17 protein-coding genes are annotated in these 16,089 nt (G+C 59.1%); 10 read left to right on the top strand and 7 right to left on the bottom strand.

The window, feature by feature from the left end; genetic code table 11:
• Nucleotides 1-33: 33 nt before the first annotated feature.
• Nucleotides 34-723, bottom strand: a complete 690-nt coding sequence (locus tag AC1D2R_RS21060) for a FadR/GntR family transcriptional regulator (RefSeq protein WP_477970096.1) — start codon at nt 721-723, stop codon at nt 34-36.
• Nucleotides 724-887: 164 nt separating this feature from the next.
• Between AC1D2R_RS21060 and AC1D2R_RS21055 the strand changes: the two genes are divergently transcribed.
• The 5 genes from AC1D2R_RS21055 to hydA all read left to right on the top strand — a co-directional run bounded on the left by AC1D2R_RS21055 (nt 888) and on the right by hydA (nt 5,862).
• A complete protein-coding gene (locus tag AC1D2R_RS21055; protein WP_477970094.1) occupies nt 888-1,685 on the top strand; it encodes an ABC transporter substrate-binding protein in 798 nt (265 codons plus the stop codon).
• A 69-nt stretch (nt 1,686-1,754) separates the two neighbouring features.
• Nucleotides 1,755-2,429: an amino acid ABC transporter permease gene (locus tag AC1D2R_RS21050; RefSeq protein ID WP_477970092.1), complete on the top strand. Its 675-nt coding sequence runs from the start codon at nt 1,755-1,757 to the stop codon at nt 2,427-2,429.
• Complete coding sequence (locus AC1D2R_RS21045) at nt 2,426-3,163, top strand: amino acid ABC transporter ATP-binding protein (protein WP_477970090.1); 738 nt, start codon at nt 2,426-2,428, stop codon at nt 3,161-3,163. Before AC1D2R_RS21050 ends, AC1D2R_RS21045 begins: the two co-directional genes overlap by 4 nt.
• Before the next feature lie 21 nt (nt 3,164-3,184).
• The gene (locus tag AC1D2R_RS21040; protein ID WP_477970088.1) at nt 3,185-4,453 is read left to right on the top strand and encodes a cysteine desulfurase-like protein; all 1,269 of its coding nucleotides are present in this window, start codon (nt 3,185-3,187) and stop codon (nt 4,451-4,453) included.
• 2 nt (nt 4,454-4,455) lie between these two features.
• The gene (gene hydA / locus AC1D2R_RS21035; RefSeq protein WP_477970086.1) at nt 4,456-5,862 is read left to right on the top strand and encodes a dihydropyrimidinase; all 1,407 of its coding nucleotides are present in this window, start codon (nt 4,456-4,458) and stop codon (nt 5,860-5,862) included.
• 144 nt (nt 5,863-6,006) lie between these two features.
• Here the strand turns inward: hydA and AC1D2R_RS21030 are convergent, their stop codons facing one another.
• The 5 genes from AC1D2R_RS21030 to AC1D2R_RS21010 form a co-directional block, all read right to left on the bottom strand.
• Nucleotides 6,007-6,798 (bottom strand): putative nucleotide-diphospho-sugar transferase, encoded by a 792-nt coding sequence (locus AC1D2R_RS21030; protein ID WP_477970084.1) that lies wholly within the window; start codon nt 6,796-6,798, stop codon nt 6,007-6,009.
• A gap of 787 nt (nt 6,799-7,585) precedes the next feature.
• Nucleotides 7,586-7,849, bottom strand: coding sequence for a hypothetical protein (locus AC1D2R_RS21025; protein WP_477970082.1), 264 nt, complete (start codon nt 7,847-7,849; stop codon nt 7,586-7,588).
• Between the two features lie 45 nt (nt 7,850-7,894).
• Complete coding sequence (locus AC1D2R_RS21020; protein WP_477970081.1) at nt 7,895-8,170, bottom strand: hypothetical protein; 276 nt, start codon at nt 8,168-8,170, stop codon at nt 7,895-7,897.
• A gap of 17 nt (nt 8,171-8,187) precedes the next feature.
• On the bottom strand, nt 8,188-8,754 hold the full coding sequence (locus tag AC1D2R_RS21015; protein ID WP_477970320.1) for an AraC family transcriptional regulator ligand-binding domain-containing protein: 567 nt from the start codon (nt 8,752-8,754) through the stop codon (nt 8,188-8,190).
• Nucleotides 8,744-8,875, bottom strand: a complete 132-nt coding sequence (locus AC1D2R_RS21010) for a hypothetical protein (protein WP_477970079.1) — start codon at nt 8,873-8,875, stop codon at nt 8,744-8,746. The genes AC1D2R_RS21015 and AC1D2R_RS21010 overlap by 11 nt, the downstream gene beginning before the upstream one ends.
• A 780-nt stretch (nt 8,876-9,655) precedes the next feature.
• Between AC1D2R_RS21010 and AC1D2R_RS21005 the strand changes: the two genes are divergently transcribed.
• Nucleotides 9,656-10,228 (top strand): hypothetical protein, encoded by a 573-nt coding sequence (locus tag AC1D2R_RS21005; RefSeq protein ID WP_477970077.1) that lies wholly within the window; start codon nt 9,656-9,658, stop codon nt 10,226-10,228.
• A gap of 523 nt (nt 10,229-10,751) precedes the next feature.
• Here the strand turns inward: AC1D2R_RS21005 and AC1D2R_RS21000 are convergent.
• Entirely contained in the window at nt 10,752-11,363 is a 612-nt protein-coding gene (locus tag AC1D2R_RS21000; RefSeq protein ID WP_477970075.1) for a transglutaminase-like cysteine peptidase, read from the bottom strand.
• Between the two features lie 633 nt (nt 11,364-11,996).
• Here AC1D2R_RS21000 and AC1D2R_RS20995 point away from each other — a divergent pair.
• The 4 genes from AC1D2R_RS20995 to AC1D2R_RS20980 are packed head-to-tail and all read left to right on the top strand — an operon-like array spanning nt 11,997 to nt 15,990.
• Entirely contained in the window at nt 11,997-13,283 is a 1,287-nt protein-coding gene (locus AC1D2R_RS20995; RefSeq protein WP_477970073.1) for a tetratricopeptide repeat protein, read from the top strand.
• An 18-nt stretch (nt 13,284-13,301) separates the two neighbouring features.
• Nucleotides 13,302-14,426 (top strand): PIG-L family deacetylase, encoded by a 1,125-nt coding sequence (locus AC1D2R_RS20990; RefSeq protein WP_477970071.1) that lies wholly within the window; start codon nt 13,302-13,304, stop codon nt 14,424-14,426.
• Nucleotides 14,423-15,394, top strand: a complete 972-nt coding sequence (locus AC1D2R_RS20985) for an ATP-grasp domain-containing protein (RefSeq protein ID WP_477970069.1) — start codon at nt 14,423-14,425, stop codon at nt 15,392-15,394. The genes AC1D2R_RS20990 and AC1D2R_RS20985 overlap by 4 nt, the downstream gene beginning before the upstream one ends.
• A complete protein-coding gene (locus tag AC1D2R_RS20980) occupies nt 15,391-15,990 on the top strand; it encodes a histidine phosphatase family protein (RefSeq protein WP_477970067.1) in 600 nt (199 codons plus the stop codon). The genes AC1D2R_RS20985 and AC1D2R_RS20980 overlap by 4 nt, the downstream gene beginning before the upstream one ends.
• Nucleotides 15,991-16,089: the final 99 nt, after the last annotated feature.

The raw sequence follows: 16,089 nt of genomic DNA, 5'->3' as shown, positions 1-16,089 counted from the left end.
CAGAGCGCCGGACGCGGCCGAAAAGCCGCGATTTCAGGGATTGAGCCCCGCGCATCGCGCTGTGTTGCGCACATGGGTTTCCATTTCTTCACGTGCGCGGGAAGGCGCATTGTCGCGCAGGGCGGATATGATCCTGCGATGCTCGGCAATGGAGGCCTGCATGCGGGCCGGCTCGGTAATGGGGATCGGCTGGCGCTGTGTTTCGGTGATCTGATCGCGAACGGCCTGGTAGAGCGCCCGCATCATCGCGTTGCTGCATGCAGACGCGATGATGCCGTGAAACTCCAGATCCGCCTCGACATTGGCGACGAGATCCTGGTTTGCCCAGCAATCCTCCATGCGTCGCGTTGCGTCTTCCATCGCCTGAAGCTGGTTGCCGGTCAATCGTCCGGCCGCCAGGGCGGCGATACTGCCCTCGAGCATGATGCGTGTCTGAAACACATCAAAGACCGAATAGCTGTCGGAATAACGCCAGGGCGCCATGGCATTGCCGGAAGAGGGACGTGTGCCGGCAACAAAGGTTCCCCGGCCGGCTTCGGTCTTCAAAAGCCCAAGCGTTTCGAGCGTCAGGAGCGCCTCGCGCAGGGACGCCCGGCTGATGCCGAGCTTGATCGAGAACTCGCGCTGGGAGGGGATCTTCTGTCCGGCGGGAAGTTCGCCGCTCTGGATCATGTCCTGAATGGCACGCGCTGCCGATTGCGGAACCAATGTCCTGTTGAGCATGCTGTCCGGCCTCCCTGGCGCCTCCGCGGCGTTCATACAGCCACGACATTAATTTAGTTGGTCGCTGTCTTGCAAATGCCGAGCGGCCATGTTTCATTGGCCTGACTGGTCTGACCAGTCAGGCCACAACAAGTATACGCAAATCAAATCAAGGGGAACCCAAAATGCGTACATTTTCCTTCATGAAGACCGCGCTGCTCTCGGGCGTCTTGGCACTGACCGGGACGATCGCGGCTCATGCGGCAGACCTTAACGTGGGCGCCAACATCGGCAACGTTCCATGGGAATTCCAGGACGAAAGCGGCAAGACGGTCGGCTTCGAAATCGATCTCGTGACCGAGATTGCCAAGCGGCTGAACAAGTCGGTCGAATTCGTCAACATTCCTTTCAACGGCCTGTTCTCGGCCGTTCAGTCCGGCCGCATCAACATGGCGGTCTCCTCCATTACAATCACTGACAAGCGGCTGGAATCGGTGAGCTTTGCGCAGCCCTATTACGACAGCGATCAGTCGTTGACAGTCACGGCGGCGAGTGGCATCACAGGGCTCGGTGGCATGGGCGGCAAGGTCGTCGGCGTCGACACAGGTTCGACAGGGGACGTCTGGGCAACGGCAAACACGGGCAAGTACGGCCTTGGAGAAATCCGCCGCTTCGAGGGTCTTCAGCCCGCCATGCTCGATCTCGTCGCCGGCCGCGTCGACGGCTACATCAGCGACATTCCCGCCCTGCAATACTACGTCAAGGACAAGCCTGAGCTGAAGGTCGTCGAACGCATTCCGACCGGCGAGAAGTACTCGATCATGTTCAACAAGGGCGATCCCCTGACCGCCGAGGTCAACGCCGTGATCACCACGCTCAAGGGCGAAGGCTTCATCGCCAAGCTGCACGAGACCTGGTTCGGCGCCAAGCCTGAGGACACGACGTCGACCGTCAAGGTCGCCGAAATTCCTGCCGCCAAATAGATCGGCCGGTCGATATCCGGGTGGCGACTGAGGTCGTCACCCGTCCCATAACGACATGCCGGTGGTGCAATGGATATTTTCACGACTTTCTTCAACATCGCGGTTCTGGAGCGCTCCTTCCCGCTGCTCCTTTCCGGTCTCTGGATCACGCTTGAACTCGGCGTCGTCAGCATCGTCGCTGGCCTCGTCGGCGGCTTGATCCTCGCCCTTCTCAGGCTTTACGCGGCGCCCTTTGTGAGGGCGCTTGCCAAGATCTATACGGACATCTTCCGATCCATTCCGCTGCTTGTCCTGTTGATTGTCATCTATTACGCGCTGCCCTTCGTCGGCATCCGCCTGTCCCCCTTTCTGTCGGCCGTCACCGCTCTGACGCTGGTTTCGACGGCCTACACCGCGGAGATTTTTCGTGCCGGCATCGAGGCCATCCCGCGCGGCCAGTTCGAGGCATCGGAAGCGCTCGGGCTCTCATATCGACACATGATGGCAGAGATCATCCTGCCCCAGGCCGTCAAGATCGTCATTCCGCCGCTCACCAACAACTGCATCAACGTCATGAAGGATACAGCTCTCGCCTCCGTGGTGGCCATGCCCGACCTCCTGAAGCAGGCGACGCAGGCACAAGCCCTGATGGCGAACCCGTCGCCGCTGATTGGCGCGGCAATCATCTATCTCGCCTTTCTCTGGCCGCTCGTCAGCATTGTCGCCCGCCTCGAAAACCGGTTCAACACGAGGAGGCGTTCATGAGAACGATCGTCAGCATCCACAATCTCAAGAAAGCATACGGGGATTTCCAGGTCCTGCACGGCATCGATCTTGAGATCCTGGAGGGTGAAGTCGTCTGCGTGATTGGCCCGTCTGGTTCCGGAAAATCGACGCTGATCCGCTGCATCAACCATCTGGAGAGTTTTTCACCCGAAAGCAGGGTCGAGGTCGATGGCATCAGGGTCGAAAAGGGCAAGAACCTCGCCAAGGTGCGTGCCGAGGTCGGAATGGTCTTTCAGTCGTTCAATCTCTTCCCGCATCTCACCGTCATGAAGAACATCATGATCGCTCCCATGCGAGTTCGCCGCACGTCCGTTGCCGAGGCGCAACGCAAGGCGACCGAGCTGCTTGCCCGCGTCGGCATTTCCGAGCAGGCCGACAAGTACCCCGAGCAGCTGTCTGGCGGCCAGCAGCAGCGTGTCGCCATTGCGCGTGCCCTTGCGATGGAGCCGCGGGTTCTCCTTTTCGACGAGCCGACGTCTGCCCTTGATCCGGAGATGGTCGGCGAAGTGCTCGACGTCATGCGCAAGCTTGCCGGGACCGGCGTCACCATGGTGGTGGTCACGCACGAGATGGGGTTTGCCAAACAGGTCGCCGACCGGGTGATCTTCATGGACGGCGGTCGCATCGTCGAGGCCGGCACACCCAACGAGATTTTCGATACGCCGCGGGAGGAACGCACGAAAGGCTTCCTGCGCGCCGTACTCAATCATTAACAAGAGAATTTGGAGGAACCCATGGAAACTCAAACCCAACTCGACATCGACTTCGTTCGCAGTCAGTTTCCCGGGCTGGACCACGGCTGGACGTTTTTCGACAATGCAGGGGGATCGCAGATCCTCAAGCGCGCCGTCGAGCGGATGAATAGCTTTCTTTACGACAAGAACGTCCAGATCGGTGGCAGCTACGAGGTCTCGCAAGAGGCGGCAAAGGCACTGCTTGAGGGCCGCATGGCGGGCCAGCACCTTGTCAACGCCGCACGTCCGGAGGAAATCGTCTTCGGAAGTTCGACGACGGTGCTCATTCAGAACCTTGCGCGCGCCATGCGCAGCCAACTCAGGGCCGGCGACGAGATCATCGTCACCATCTCGGATCACGAATCCAACATCGGCCCCTGGGACGGCCTGCGCGACATGGGCATCGTCATCAAGTTCTGGCCGCTCGATACGCGCACCTATGAGCTCGACATCGCCGATCTTGTTCCGCTCATGAGCGAAAAAACGAAGCTCGTCTGCGTGACGCATGTGTCAAACATCCTGGGCGCGATCAACCCGGTCGCCGATATCGCCCGCTTCGTCCATGAGCATGGCGCGCGCATCTGCGTCGATGCCGTGGCCTATGCGCCGCATCGTGCCATCGACGTCCGCGCCTGGGACGTCGACTACTACGTCTTCAGCCTCTACAAGACCTATGGCCCGCACTACGCCATGATGTACGGAAAATACGAGCATCTGCTGGAGCTCGATCCGCTTTACCACTTCTTCTACGGCCGCGATAAGGTGCCGGGCAAGCTGGAGCCCGGAAACCCCAATTACGAGCTTGCCTATTCCCTGACGGGGATCGTCGACTACCTCTGCGAAGTTGGAGAAAAGGCAGGCGCCACCGGTTCTGCCCGGGATCGGATCATTGCAGCCTTCGACGCCATCGCCATCCAGGAGAATGCGTTGACCGAAAGGTTGCTGGCGTACCTGCGCAGCCGCAACGACTGCCGCATCATCGGCGAAAGCACCAACCGCGACGGGCGCCGCATTCCCACGATCAGCTTCGTCTTCGAGGGTCGCAATTCCGAGGACATCTGCAAGGCGATGGATGCCTACAAGATCGCCATCCGTTTCGGCGATTTTCATGCCCGCCGGCTCGGAGACCATCTGGGCCTGCCGCAGTATAATGGCGCCGTCCGCGTCTCCATGGTCCACTACAACACCCTTGCCGAGGTTGACCGGCTGACGGCGGCGCTCGATGAAATTCTTGGCCGCGACGGGGTTGCGCGAAAGGGTGCAGCGTGAAGATGCGGTTCGACACTATCATCAAGAACGGCACGGTCGTCACGGCGAGCGACACCTTCAGGAGCGACGTCGGCATTCGCGACGGGAAGATTGCGGCGCTCGCCGATGACCTTGCCGATGCCGACGAGATCATAGATGCATCGGGGCTCTTCGTTCTGCCCGGCGGAATAGACAGCCACGTTCACATCGCCCAGCCGTCTGGCGACGGCATCGTCATGGCCGATGATTTTGCGAGCGGCACGCTGTCGGCGGCGTTCGGCGGCAACACCACGATCCTGCCTTTCTGCATGCAGGAAAAGGGAACGACGTTGCGCCAGTCCCTCAAGGACTATCACGCAAAGGCCGATGGTGAGTGCCATATCGATGTCTCGTTCCATCTGGTGATCACCGATCCTACCGCCTATGTGCTTGGCCAGGAATTGCCGGCGCTGGTCGAGGATGGCTACACATCGCTCAAGGTATTCATGACCTATGAGAACCTGAGGCTTCGCGATGATCAGATTCTCGATACACTCGACAGTGCGCGCCGCTCGGGCGCGCTTGTCATGGTCCACTGCGAAAACGAGGATGCGATCCGCTATCTCATCGGTCGCCACGAGGAGAAAGGCGAATTTGCGCCGAAATTCCATGCTTTAAGCCGGCCCGTTGCAGCAGAACGCGAAGCCACGCATCGGGCGCTGTCGCTGGCCGAGGTCGTCGACACGCCGATCGTCATCGTCCACGTCTCGAACCGCCAGGCGATGGAGGAGATCCAGCGCGCACGCCTGCGCGGCAGCAAAGTCGGGGGCGAAACCTGCCCGCAATACCTGCTTCTGACCGCCGATGATCTCGATGCAACCGAGCTCGAAGGGGCGAAATTCGTGTGCTCGCCGCCACCGCGCGACAAGGAGAGCCAGATTGCCTGCTGGGAAGGTCTGCAGAACGGCACCTTCGAGCTGTTTTCGTCCGATCATTGCCCCTTCCGCTATGACGACGATGAGGGCAAGTTGAACGAGAAGGGAAAACGAAACTTCCGCTGGATCCCGAATGGAATTCCCGGCGTCGAGACGCGGCTGCCGATCCTGTTTTCCGAAGGCGTGAGCAAGGGACGGATCGACATCAACCGTTTTGTCGCCCTGTCTGCCACCAACCATGCCAAGCAATACGGTCTTTATCCGCAAAAGGGCACGATTGCGATCGGGTCCGATGCCGATATCGCGCTATGGGATCCGACACGATCGGTCACCATCACAAACGACATCCTGCACCACGGCGCAGACTACACGCCCTATGAGGGGCTCGAGGTCAAAGGCTGGCCGGTACGTGTTCTGCTCCGGGGCAAGACCATCGTCGATGGGCCGACCTTTACCGGCAAGCAGGGTGACGGGGTGCACTTGCGAAGAGAGCGGACATTCACTCCCGCTGCATGAGGCATCAAGTGCTATCCCGCCGCGGGGTATCCGCTCCCGTGCCGGACGGCGCGTCGACCGTCTTGAAACCGCCCGGCTGATCTCGGGAGGAATGCTCACCCGACCGGCCACGCCTTGAGGCATGTTGAGGTTCCGCGTTCGTCGTTACAGCTTCGGTCGTTCGTCGACAGTGGCATTCATCAGCGGCGCGAGGATCTCCTCAATCGTTTCGATGCGCTCCTTGCGCCGCTCGAGCCACTTGTTGCGACCCCGCTTCTCGTGAGCGGTGGCCTCCCGGCTTGCCTGCAGTTGTTCGATATAGACAGCATCGGTTCTTTCGTTTGAAAGCCGGTCGAAGATCCAACAAAACGAAGCGGGCAGTTCGCCAACCTGGTATTGCGGGCTCTCACTTGCGCGATCCTCATCAAGAATCTGCTGGAGAACAACTTGATCCCATATGTCGGGATCCCGGTCACACCGTTCTTTCCAGACTTCCAACAGCCTGAGCGTCGCAGGCGTATCATTCAGGAGGATGGTTGCTGAAATCAGGCGATCCTCCTCCCGGTAAACGGCGAGATCACAACCGCAGGCCATCAAAACCGGCCAGGGATCCCGGTGAAAAACAGCGTCCACGTCCACATAAAGCAATGGCCCGCGATGTTCCTTGCGTGCTTTCAGGAGAAAAGTGGGCTTGAGTGCGGCGTTGCGGACCCAACTGCCGGCACTGGTCACCGCAGTTGTGTGAACGCGCAGCCCGAGGCGCTTGGCGGATGCTGCCATCCGTGCCGCCTCCTGCTCGTAGAACGAATTCGAGGTATAAAAGCCGACAATTTTTCCGTAGGCGTTCGGGGATATGATGATTTGTGAATCCATCGGGAACGGCACGACGTGATTGCGATACTTGGATTTTGACAGGCTAAAGAAATCGAAAAATCGATAGAAAAACTCGAAGCTCATTTGGGGCGGGGATCCATTAAACTCGAAGGGAAAGCACTTGCAATGTGTCCGCCTACCGCGATGGCGTGGCGCTCGCAACGCAATTTCGCGTTACGAATGAACACCGCAATTTCCTGGTTGAACTGTTAGGCCTTTATCACGCACCGTCTTTGCGGGGACAAAAAGTGGAAAAAGTGGCGTGCCGGTGGTGCTTCAGGTTCGGCGGAATATTCTGTTCGAAGGATCGCGCAGTGGCACCACCTGGATCATGCGCCTGCTGCCAAATGGCCCCCTGCGGGCCGCCTCAATACGGTCAGCCATTGCCGATTAGCTTCGACGCAAGGGCTATCGACGGGACGAAAACCGCAGCGGCGTAAAACGAACTGTAGATCATGGCTTTCATGACAGGCTCCTATCAATCACCGATCTGATATGGCGACGGAGCAAGAGTGCTTCAATACTCCAGGAAGCAAAAACGCGCGCTGGCGGCGTGAGGGGGCAGTTCGGCGTAATGCGCTTCCTTGCTCCAATCCTGCAGACTCTCAAGTCCCACGTTAATTGGGGCGTGGCGCACCTTCGAAGCTGCCGCTCGGCAGGTTTGAATCTGGGGCATGATGACAAGCAAAAATTGACCCTGAGCAGGAAGAAGAAGTCGAGCAGCCGAGACTGATCGGCCGCACAGACCGTTGTTGAGGACTCGAGCCCCAAGGCAGCGATGGCGGTGCGATAGTTCGAACCGCCATCATTTTGTTTTCACCGATACCCGCACCCAACATTACGTGATTGGGCTAACGACACCGCGTATCAGTTACTCGCCAGCTTCTGCCTGTGCTTTGTGAACGGCATCGGCACGCGAGCCAGCGTAGGTGGTCTGGTCGCCGGAGAAGAACCCTGTACCGGTACCGTTGCCGGATACGACGTCGCCGTTGTGCGTGGCGGCGGACGAAGCCTTACCGATTGCCGAGCCCTGCGACTTTGAGTTGTTGTTGTGGTCGATGGTTGCGCCGCCAGCGAACGAAATGCTTGCAGATGCGAGCAGCGAGAGAGTCGCCGCCAAGATCATTTTCTTCATGATGTCTATTGTTCCCTATTCGGCATGGACTATTCCCTGCCTGCCTTACACATAGGAAGCAATAGAAAGCGCTGCTTGCTTAGAGGTGCCAATTGTTTGCTCCGCAATGCCAAATGCATTTGCGGTGGTATCGGCGCAGGCGCGAGCTGAGCATAGCCCCGTGCGTCGGTCATCAACGAAGGCCATGGACGTGACGAAGTTAGGAAGGGGTTTTTCCGTCCATCGACCGCAAGCTTGGGTAACGGAGCTCTTTTGACGGAACCCGAGCATCCAGGTTATCTGAGATGCATTCAGACCCTCCTGAAGATAGTTGATGGTCATCTCATGCCTTAGGCAATCTAAGATCTCGGCAAACCCCGTGCCTCTGACGCCAAACGACGGGCAAAAGTCCGCTCGCCGACGCCGATCTGGCGGGCAACATTTTCGACGCTGCCTTCGCCATGTGGCAAAAGCGGCGTAAAGGTGTTTTCTACAAGTGCGCGAAACGAACTGAAGTTCGTTGCCCGGGTGTCGATGGCCTCATTGCAAAGCTTGGCCATCAATTCGTCGAGATAGGGATCGCCATCAATAACGGCATGATCAAGCAGCGTTGCGTCGATGTTTAGTCTGTCGGCATTGCAACCGAACTGAACGTCGCGCCGAACAGCCTCCGGATTTGTGCCGTATCCGACCGCTGATGAACGAAAAGTTGCAACTGGAGGAACTTGATGTCCAATCAGTTTGCAGCAAATCCGCAGGAGCACCAAGGCGAAGAATTCAGCTTGACGCCGGTCCGCGTGTCGGTGAAATCCCGCATAGGATATCCCAATGTTTAGGGTTGCGCCCTGCTGGTCGATCCGAAGCTCCAGCCCTTCGCTTACCAAGCGAGCGTAACAGACAACACGACGGAGAGCGTCATGAAATATTCGCGAGGATGCGGCGACGTAGGTAGATCATGCCGATCTCTCGCAGGTCGAACTGCTTCGCCAGAGTGAGGCCCAGCCACTCGTCGTCGAGCGCGCGAGATACCTCGCCGAGGAAGCTCACCTGTGATGCGATACTGACGCGTTTTCGCTCATTGAGGACAGCCTCGCTCAGTTGGCTCGTTTGAGCAGCGGCAGCGGATTGATGTTTCCCCGCTTGATCCAGGAGAGAACAAGCGGGAAGCCTGCTCCATGGCGGTGGACGCAGAAACTAGCGTCTGAAAGCCGTTCCGATCACCTTAGGCATGGTTGCCGCTCCTCTATTGAATTTGCATGTACATTTTTCTCTTGGCTTCCGGAACAAATGTAAGCGTGACGTGAACACATAAATCAGGCGATCGAGCGGGTCTCCCAACGCCATATTGTATTACTATTCTCGCAAGTATCGTAACAGTTGTACCATTCACTTAGGGTTGGGCCGCGGTGCGTACGGAGGCAATTAGATCAACAATCAATGTCTTTGGCAGAATACCGCGCGAAATTGGCAGCTAAGAGCAACCGGCATCGCTTCGCAATAGCTACATCACTCATAGCAAACCGGCAAAATGGTGTCGGAGCGATTTTTGCGGAGCGATAAAATATGTTTGGAAATGTGAAACGCGCGAATACAACTGCCTTGGCAATTGTCCTCGGAATATCCTTCATTGGCAGCCCATCCTTTGCCGCATCGAAGAAAGCACTTTTGGCGAGCGCCAAGGGTACTCATGTCGTAAGCGCTCAATCGAAAGCAAATTGCCGTAGAGCCATACAGGGCACTGTCGAGGCAATCCTCTGCAAGCCGACAGCGACTATAAAGACGACAGAACGGACAAAAACAACCTTCGGTACGCGCGGAAGACAGGACGTGGGCACTAACCACCACGACAGTCGGGGTCAAGGCAGCTCCGGCGGCCAGGTACAGGTGAGCTCCGGCGGCCAAGGTAGCACCGGCGGCCAGGCTAGCACCGGCGGCCAGGCTAGCACCGGCGGCCAGGGTAGCACCGGCGGCCAGGGTAGCACCGGCGGCCAGGGTAGCACCGGCGGCCAAGGTAGCACCGGCGGCCAGGGTAGCACCGGCGGCCAGGGTGGCACCGGCGGCCAGGGTGGCACCGGCGGCGAGGGGAGCACCGGCGGCCAGGGGAGCACCGGCGGCCAGGGGAGCACCGGCGGCGGACCCACTGACACTAGCGATACCGGACCCGCGGACAACAGCAAGACACACGACGACAACGGCAATGGCAACGACCCGGGCCACGCCGACCCGAGCAATCCCGGCAATGGTAACGGTAACGCCAACGGTAACGGCAACGGCAACGGCAATGCCAACGGTAACGGTAACGGTAACGGCAACGGCAATGCCAACGGTAACGGTAACGGTAACGGCAATGCCAACGGTAACGGTAACGGAAACGGAAACGGAAACGGCGGCAAAAAGTAACGGCCGCAATCGGTAGTGCCAACTCTCTGAACCTGAAAAGAGGCCTCGCGGGGCCTCTTTTTTCACTGCAAGCCGAAGTGGCACGTAAAAGGCATTTAGGAGCTAACCCTTAAAGCCTCAACGGAGAATTGCGGCCGAAGATTTAAGTCACGACGTCCAACCATATGGTGTTGACGTCCTCTTCCGTGTGCGTAGCGGCTTGGCATGAGCTGAGCCCGACTACAACAAGGGAGGGAGTGACGATGAATATTGTGACTCGAAGCGTGAATTTTCCGCAGGTTTGTTATACTGGTACACGGCGCAGGCGAGGACGGTTAAGTCGTATTCAGCAACAAGGCTGCGCGGTCGCATTTCGCAACGTTCATGTCGATACAAACGCCATGACGCTTTGCGATAAAGCGGCCACGGCCCATTATGCGGACGAGTTCGGTGCGTTTGGTCATTTGCTCCAAACCATTTCGCCAGGATATGCAAAACGTTTCAGCACCGACCGAGGTAATTTGAGCCCAAGACAAAATTGTCGTTATGACGGATGCCCGGCACGACGGTCGGCCGCAGCGATCCCGCTTGCTCGAGGCCCGGCGAGGATGACCTGCCAGACCCGCTTGTTCTCGAAGCTCTGGCGGGCAACGAAGGTATAGCCGGTTTTTTCCCAGGATTTGACGCTGTGGCTCAGATTGTCGAGCACGTAATCGCCATCGGCTAGCCGCGCCATCAACACGACGTGGTTGTTGCCGCGCCGGTCGAGCACTACAGTCATCGCCAGCCGGTTCGACAGGAAGCCCGCGTCGATCAGCTTCTTCTTCTTCATCAGCGCAAAGTCCTCGCAATCGCCCTTGCCATTGACCGGCAAAGACCAATCATCGTCTTTGCCCGTTGCCGAACGATCGTCGGCAGGACTGACGGTAAAATTCACCTGTTTGTTAACGCGGGCAAGGAGTGCATGCGCGTCGACGTCGCTCATCGCGCGGCCTGAAGTGCTGCCACAAAGCCACGCGTAGCGATGACAAGCAGCGATGAAAGGCTGGGGCGCGCCGATCGTTCTCACGGGCTGCAGCATTGAAGCGGCTGCTCCAGTCCCATGTGGTGCGAGCGCGATTGCGAGCGCGGCTGCTGCAAGACGAAGCGGATGCATGCTGACCTCGGAGGAAACTGTATTTATTCCCCCATCTAGACATAGAGACCCTCCCGAATAGTTAAAGGGAGCCATTCAAAATGGCAGAGGTCTAGAGTACCTCAGTCAAATAGACCGGCCCAAGGATACGACCGCCTGCTGCTCGGCCGCAATTGTCTCAAGATCGTGGGACAGCCCTCCTGTTCGCCTGCATGCAGAGCAAAGACATGCCTCGGCCCACAGCTGATCGACGATTACCTCGACCGCGCCGAGAACGATCGTATCGACCCGGATCGGTCAAAAACGCCGGTTTTCAGTCGCATCCTGCAAATGGGTCTCCGCGTTCGTGCCTTACGCCGGACCTGCGCCATTTCGGCGAGCGATTCCCGCTTCGCAAGGTCGAGCCCATCCAGATCACCGACCTGCCGAAGCGCGCCCGAAGTCGCACTTGCCTTTATGCTGCGTGCCTTTGCTGAAGCGGTCCGGGCGAAGGCGGCCCGATTAAAGAAGCACTTGATCCGAAGGATGCATCCGACCATACTAACCTCAGGCGGCACGCCATTTGGGGAATATCGGTCTAAACGAGGTCACGTGAGGCGTTTCTCCTTTTCCCGGTTACTGGGCGAAAGACCATTGAGGAAGCGTACCACTCGCTTGCTGGCGTTGGTATTTGCGTCGCTCCCTTCGATCGCCGCGGCACAGCCTGGTTGCGAGATCGAGGAAGCGCAACGCCTGTTCGGCCAAAATCCTCGCCCGACGGCAAAAGTCGAGCGCCTGCTTGAGGCATGTCGTGTCAGCGGCTCGACAGACTATCGCGTTTACATGTTCCTTGGCGTCATCGCTCGGGATGCCGGCGACCGCGAGTTGGCAGCCACGAACTTGCGCAAAGCAAATGCGATGGCACCACAGGAGCCAAATCCGGCGCTCGAGCTTGGCGTCACCCTCGAAGCGAAGCGCCCGAAAGAGGCTCGACTCGTCTATGAGCAATTCCTGGGGCGCGACCCTGCTTCGCGGCCGGCCATGCTCGGACTGGCGCGGGTCGCACGCAGCCAGAACAAACTCGACGAGGCTGGCCGGTTGTACGAGCGCCTGCTTTCGGTCGACCCTCAGGATCCCGAGGCGTTGAACGGCATGGCCTGGCTGGACCTGGCTCAACGCAACCGAAATCAAGCGCGTGCCAAGTTCGAGCACGTGCTCGAAATCGAACCGACCAATGAGGAAGCGAAAACCGGCCTGTCGAGTTCTCGGGACGTCTACCGCTATCAGCTCGAAACCAGTCCCCTGGCGGTTTCGACCGATGAAGGCACATCGTTGGGCTTCCAAGTGCGCGGGACGGCGGGTATCACGGCATTCGACACGCTGGAGCTAGGCTGGCGCCATTATAGCGATGAATTGTCGACGGTGTCGGAAACCGGCCTCTCGACCCTGCCGTCGCAAGACATCACTGTCGGTTACCATCGGCTGGTGCCACTCAGCTACGCCTTTTCCCTAGTATACGACTATCGTGATTACTCGGTGCAGCCTACCGAACACTGGCTCGAAGGCAGCACCACCATATACATTACCGACAATCTGCAGTGGTTCGGCGGTTACCGTTGGTCCTTCGGCGCCGACCAGTACGACGGCCATTTGATTCGAACTGGCCTCACCGCCACCGTCGCGCCATCCTGGCTGGTGACGGCCACGGTCTACGATTCGCGGCAGGCCGCGTTCGAAGATTCTCGCGACCTGTGGAGCGGGGTGATAGACGTTACCTACCTTGGACCGCACAACATGCTTGTCGTCGCTGGTATCGGCGCTAGCCCCTCCATTGACAACGTCGACCTGCACGTACGCGCATCCCTGCCCATCACCGACACCGTTGCCTTACAACTCAATGTGTCCCACGATACGATTAACACAGCAACGAGAGTAGCAGCTGGCCTTCTATTCAACTGGTGAAAGGATCAAGCCGCGCCAATGCATCATGTACGGGGAAATCGCCGGCTGAACGTCGTGCAACACATTCCCAGCGAGCGATTGCGTTTGCTGGTCGTCAACGCTGATTCCGCCGCGACAAGTAAGCTGCGGAGCGCATTCAACTCCGTGGCCGACGCTGCACTTGAGGTGGCTGCGTCCGCAAAGACCGCAATCCGGCTGTTGTCGGTCGAGCCCTACGACCTCGTGGCAGTGGATCCGGCAATTTCTTCCGGCGGCTTCGCGCTTCTTAAGTACATCAAGGACAACTACCGCTGGACCGAAACTCTGATCGCCACTCACAATCAGGAGCCGCAGTTTTTGCGCAAGGCGATCGGCTGCGGTGTCGACGGTTTGTTGTTCAGGCCGGCGGGTTCCGCCGAGTTCGTCGAGCAGGCGCTGCTTCTCGCCAGGGAGGCCAGTGCGCGTCGCCGTCGACAGCAGAAGCGCGTGCTGGCGATCGGTGCCCATCCCGACGACGTCGAGATTGGCTGCGGCGGCGCGCTGGCCGCGCACTACGACGAATACGATTTGCTCCATATTCTGACGCTGTCGCGTGGAGCAGCGGGCGGCGATACCAACATCCGCATGGCCGAGGCGCGCAACGCCGCCGCAATGGTTGGCGCACAACTTAAGTTGGAGAACCTCCGCGACACTGGCATCGACGCAGGTGCGGAGACGATCTCGATTATCGAGGCCGCGATCGGCGAATTGCAAGCCACGCATGTATACACACATTCGAACGAGGACACGCACCAGGACCATCGCGCGGTTCACGCCGCCAGTCTGGTGGCAGCGCGCGGCGTGCCCAACCTATATTGCTATCAGTCTCCCTCCTCGACGATGGACTTCAAGCCCCACCGTTTCGTCGACATTACGCACTACATCGACAGGAAGATCGACCTGATCGGAGCCCACAAGAGCCAGGTAGATTGCATGGAGTCGATTCAGCCCGACATGATCCTTTCGACAGCTCGTTACTGGGGCCGGTTTGCCGGCCACGTGCTGGCCGAGCCGCTGCAGATCGTTCGCGAGCGCGACAGCAATTCGGGCCCGCGCCGGCCAAGGATCGGGCCCGCGGCAATCTCATCAATCGCCGAATACGACAGTGAAGGGAGCGAAGCATGAGGATGCTGGTGACGGGCGCGGGCGGCGCATCTGCTATCAGCATCTGGAAGAGCCTTTCGGCGGACCATGAACTTCACATGGCCGACATCGATCCGTTGGCCACCGGCCTCTACCTCGTCCCGCCAGACCGCCGGCTCATTATTCCGCGCGGCGACGCGCCCGAGCTCGTTCCGGATCTCCTTCGCGCCTGCAACGAACGGCACATCGAGGCTCTGGTGCCGACGGTCGACGCCGAGCTGGCACCACTGGCCGCCGCGCGCGACAGCTTCGCATCAATTGGTGTCGAGCTGCCGATCTCGCCCGTAGAATGCCTGCGCACCTGTCGCGACAAGCAGCTCCTGATGGACGCAGTGCGGGGCAAGGTACCGATCCCCGACAGCGAGCCGCTCACCGAGGTGGTGGCCGCTAGTGTTGTTTCTTTCCCCCGCTTCGTCAAACCACGGGAGGGCGCGGGGTCGCGTGGCGTCGCCAGGATCGACAGCCGCGCCGATCTCGACAAGCAGCCCAAGGACGGCTCGCTGATGTTGCAGGAATACCTGCCGGGCGAGGAGTATTCGGTTGACATCTACGTGAGCCGGGACGGCCGTGTCATCGCCGTCGTTCCGCGCGTTCGCATGAAGGTCGATTCGGGCATCGCTGTCGCTTCGCGTACGATTAAGGCGCCTGAAGTGTCCGAAGCAGCTGTGCGCACAGCTGAGATCATAGGCATTCGCGGTACCGCCAACATTCAGTTCAAGCGCTCGGCAGATGGTGTGTTCAAGCTCCTCGAAGTCAACCCGCGCTTTCCCGGAACGCTTCCGTTGACCGGCGCAGCGGGCGTCGACATGCCAAGGCTGATGGCAGACGAACTCGCGGGCCATCAGTTGCCGGCCGGGCTGCTTCCTTTCAAGGAGCTAATGGTCGTTCGCTACTGGACCGAGCACTACCTTGATGCCCGCGAATGGGAAGCGTTATGCCCCCCGCATTGACCTGGCTCGTCCGGCATGGCCAAAGCACCTCCAATGCTGGCCTGCCAGCGACCAGATACAGCGACGTTCCGCTGACTGCGCTGGGCCACCAGCAAGCGCGCGAAGTCGCGAACAGGGTCCAGCGCCAGCCTGACATGCTGATCGTGTCACCGTTCCTGCGTACCCATGCCACCGCCGAGCCAATTCGTGCCCGCTGGCCGCTGGCACGATGCGAGACATGGCCGATCCACGAACTGACCTATCTCAGCCCGGCGCGGTGTCACGGGTCGACGGCCGAGATCCGTCGCCCCCTGGTCGAGGCGTATTGGCTTCATTGCGATCCTGACTTCAGGGATGGGCCGGATGCCGAATCGTTCCGGTCATTCATGACGAGACTGCTTGAGTTCCATCATCGATTAATCTCGGCCGACAGTGACTTCGTTGTAGTCGTCGGCCATGGGCAGTTCTTCAGCGCCTACTTATTCGGCCTGAAAGAGGGTTTCACGGTCTCGTCGGACTGGATGAAGCGCTATCGGAACGAAGAAACCGCCCGACCAATGGCTAATTGCGAGATCGTCGAACTCACAGGAGAGGCACTGAAAGAATGCCAAGACTAATCGATGACGCAACGAGATAGGCGATCACCAGCAAGGCAGTGATGTGGATTATCGCCACTTCGCACCAGAAGATGCGTCGTTCATTGCGGGTGTCATGAG

The sequence above is a fragment of the Rhizobium sp. P1_C7 genome (genome assembly GCF_056406295.1).
The sequence above is the reverse complement of the archived record's forward strand: the minus strand, read 5'-3'. Positions and strand labels throughout refer to the sequence as shown.

What these genes read in the sequence shown, in the direction of transcription:
- AC1D2R_RS21055 (WP_477970094.1), top strand. Translation starts at nt 888, where the DNA reads ATGCGTACATTTTCCTTCATGAAGACCGCGCTGCTCTCGGGCGTCTTG.
- AC1D2R_RS20990 (WP_477970071.1), top strand. Translation starts at nt 13,302, where the DNA reads ATGCATCATGTACGGGGAAATCGCCGGCTGAACGTCGTGCAACACATT.
- AC1D2R_RS21025 (WP_477970082.1), bottom strand. Translation starts at nt 7,849, where the DNA reads ATGAAGAAAATGATCTTGGCGGCGACTCTCTCGCTGCTCGCATCTGCA.
- hydA (WP_477970086.1), top strand. Translation starts at nt 4,456, where the DNA reads ATGCGGTTCGACACTATCATCAAGAACGGCACGGTCGTCACGGCGAGC.
- AC1D2R_RS21000 (WP_477970075.1), bottom strand. Translation starts at nt 11,363, where the DNA reads ATGCATCCGCTTCGTCTTGCAGCAGCCGCGCTCGCAATCGCGCTCGCA.
- AC1D2R_RS21060 (WP_477970096.1), bottom strand. Translation starts at nt 723, where the DNA reads ATGCTCAACAGGACATTGGTTCCGCAATCGGCAGCGCGTGCCATTCAG.
- AC1D2R_RS21020 (WP_477970081.1), bottom strand. Translation starts at nt 8,170, where the DNA reads ATGACCATCAACTATCTTCAGGAGGGTCTGAATGCATCTCAGATAACC.
- AC1D2R_RS21045 (WP_477970090.1), top strand. Translation starts at nt 2,426, where the DNA reads ATGAGAACGATCGTCAGCATCCACAATCTCAAGAAAGCATACGGGGAT.
- AC1D2R_RS21030 (WP_477970084.1), bottom strand. Translation starts at nt 6,798, where the DNA reads ATGAGCTTCGAGTTTTTCTATCGATTTTTCGATTTCTTTAGCCTGTCA.
- AC1D2R_RS20985 (WP_477970069.1), top strand. Translation starts at nt 14,423, where the DNA reads ATGAGGATGCTGGTGACGGGCGCGGGCGGCGCATCTGCTATCAGCATC.
- AC1D2R_RS21040 (WP_477970088.1), top strand. Translation starts at nt 3,185, where the DNA reads ATGGAAACTCAAACCCAACTCGACATCGACTTCGTTCGCAGTCAGTTT.
- AC1D2R_RS21050 (WP_477970092.1), top strand. Translation starts at nt 1,755, where the DNA reads ATGGATATTTTCACGACTTTCTTCAACATCGCGGTTCTGGAGCGCTCC.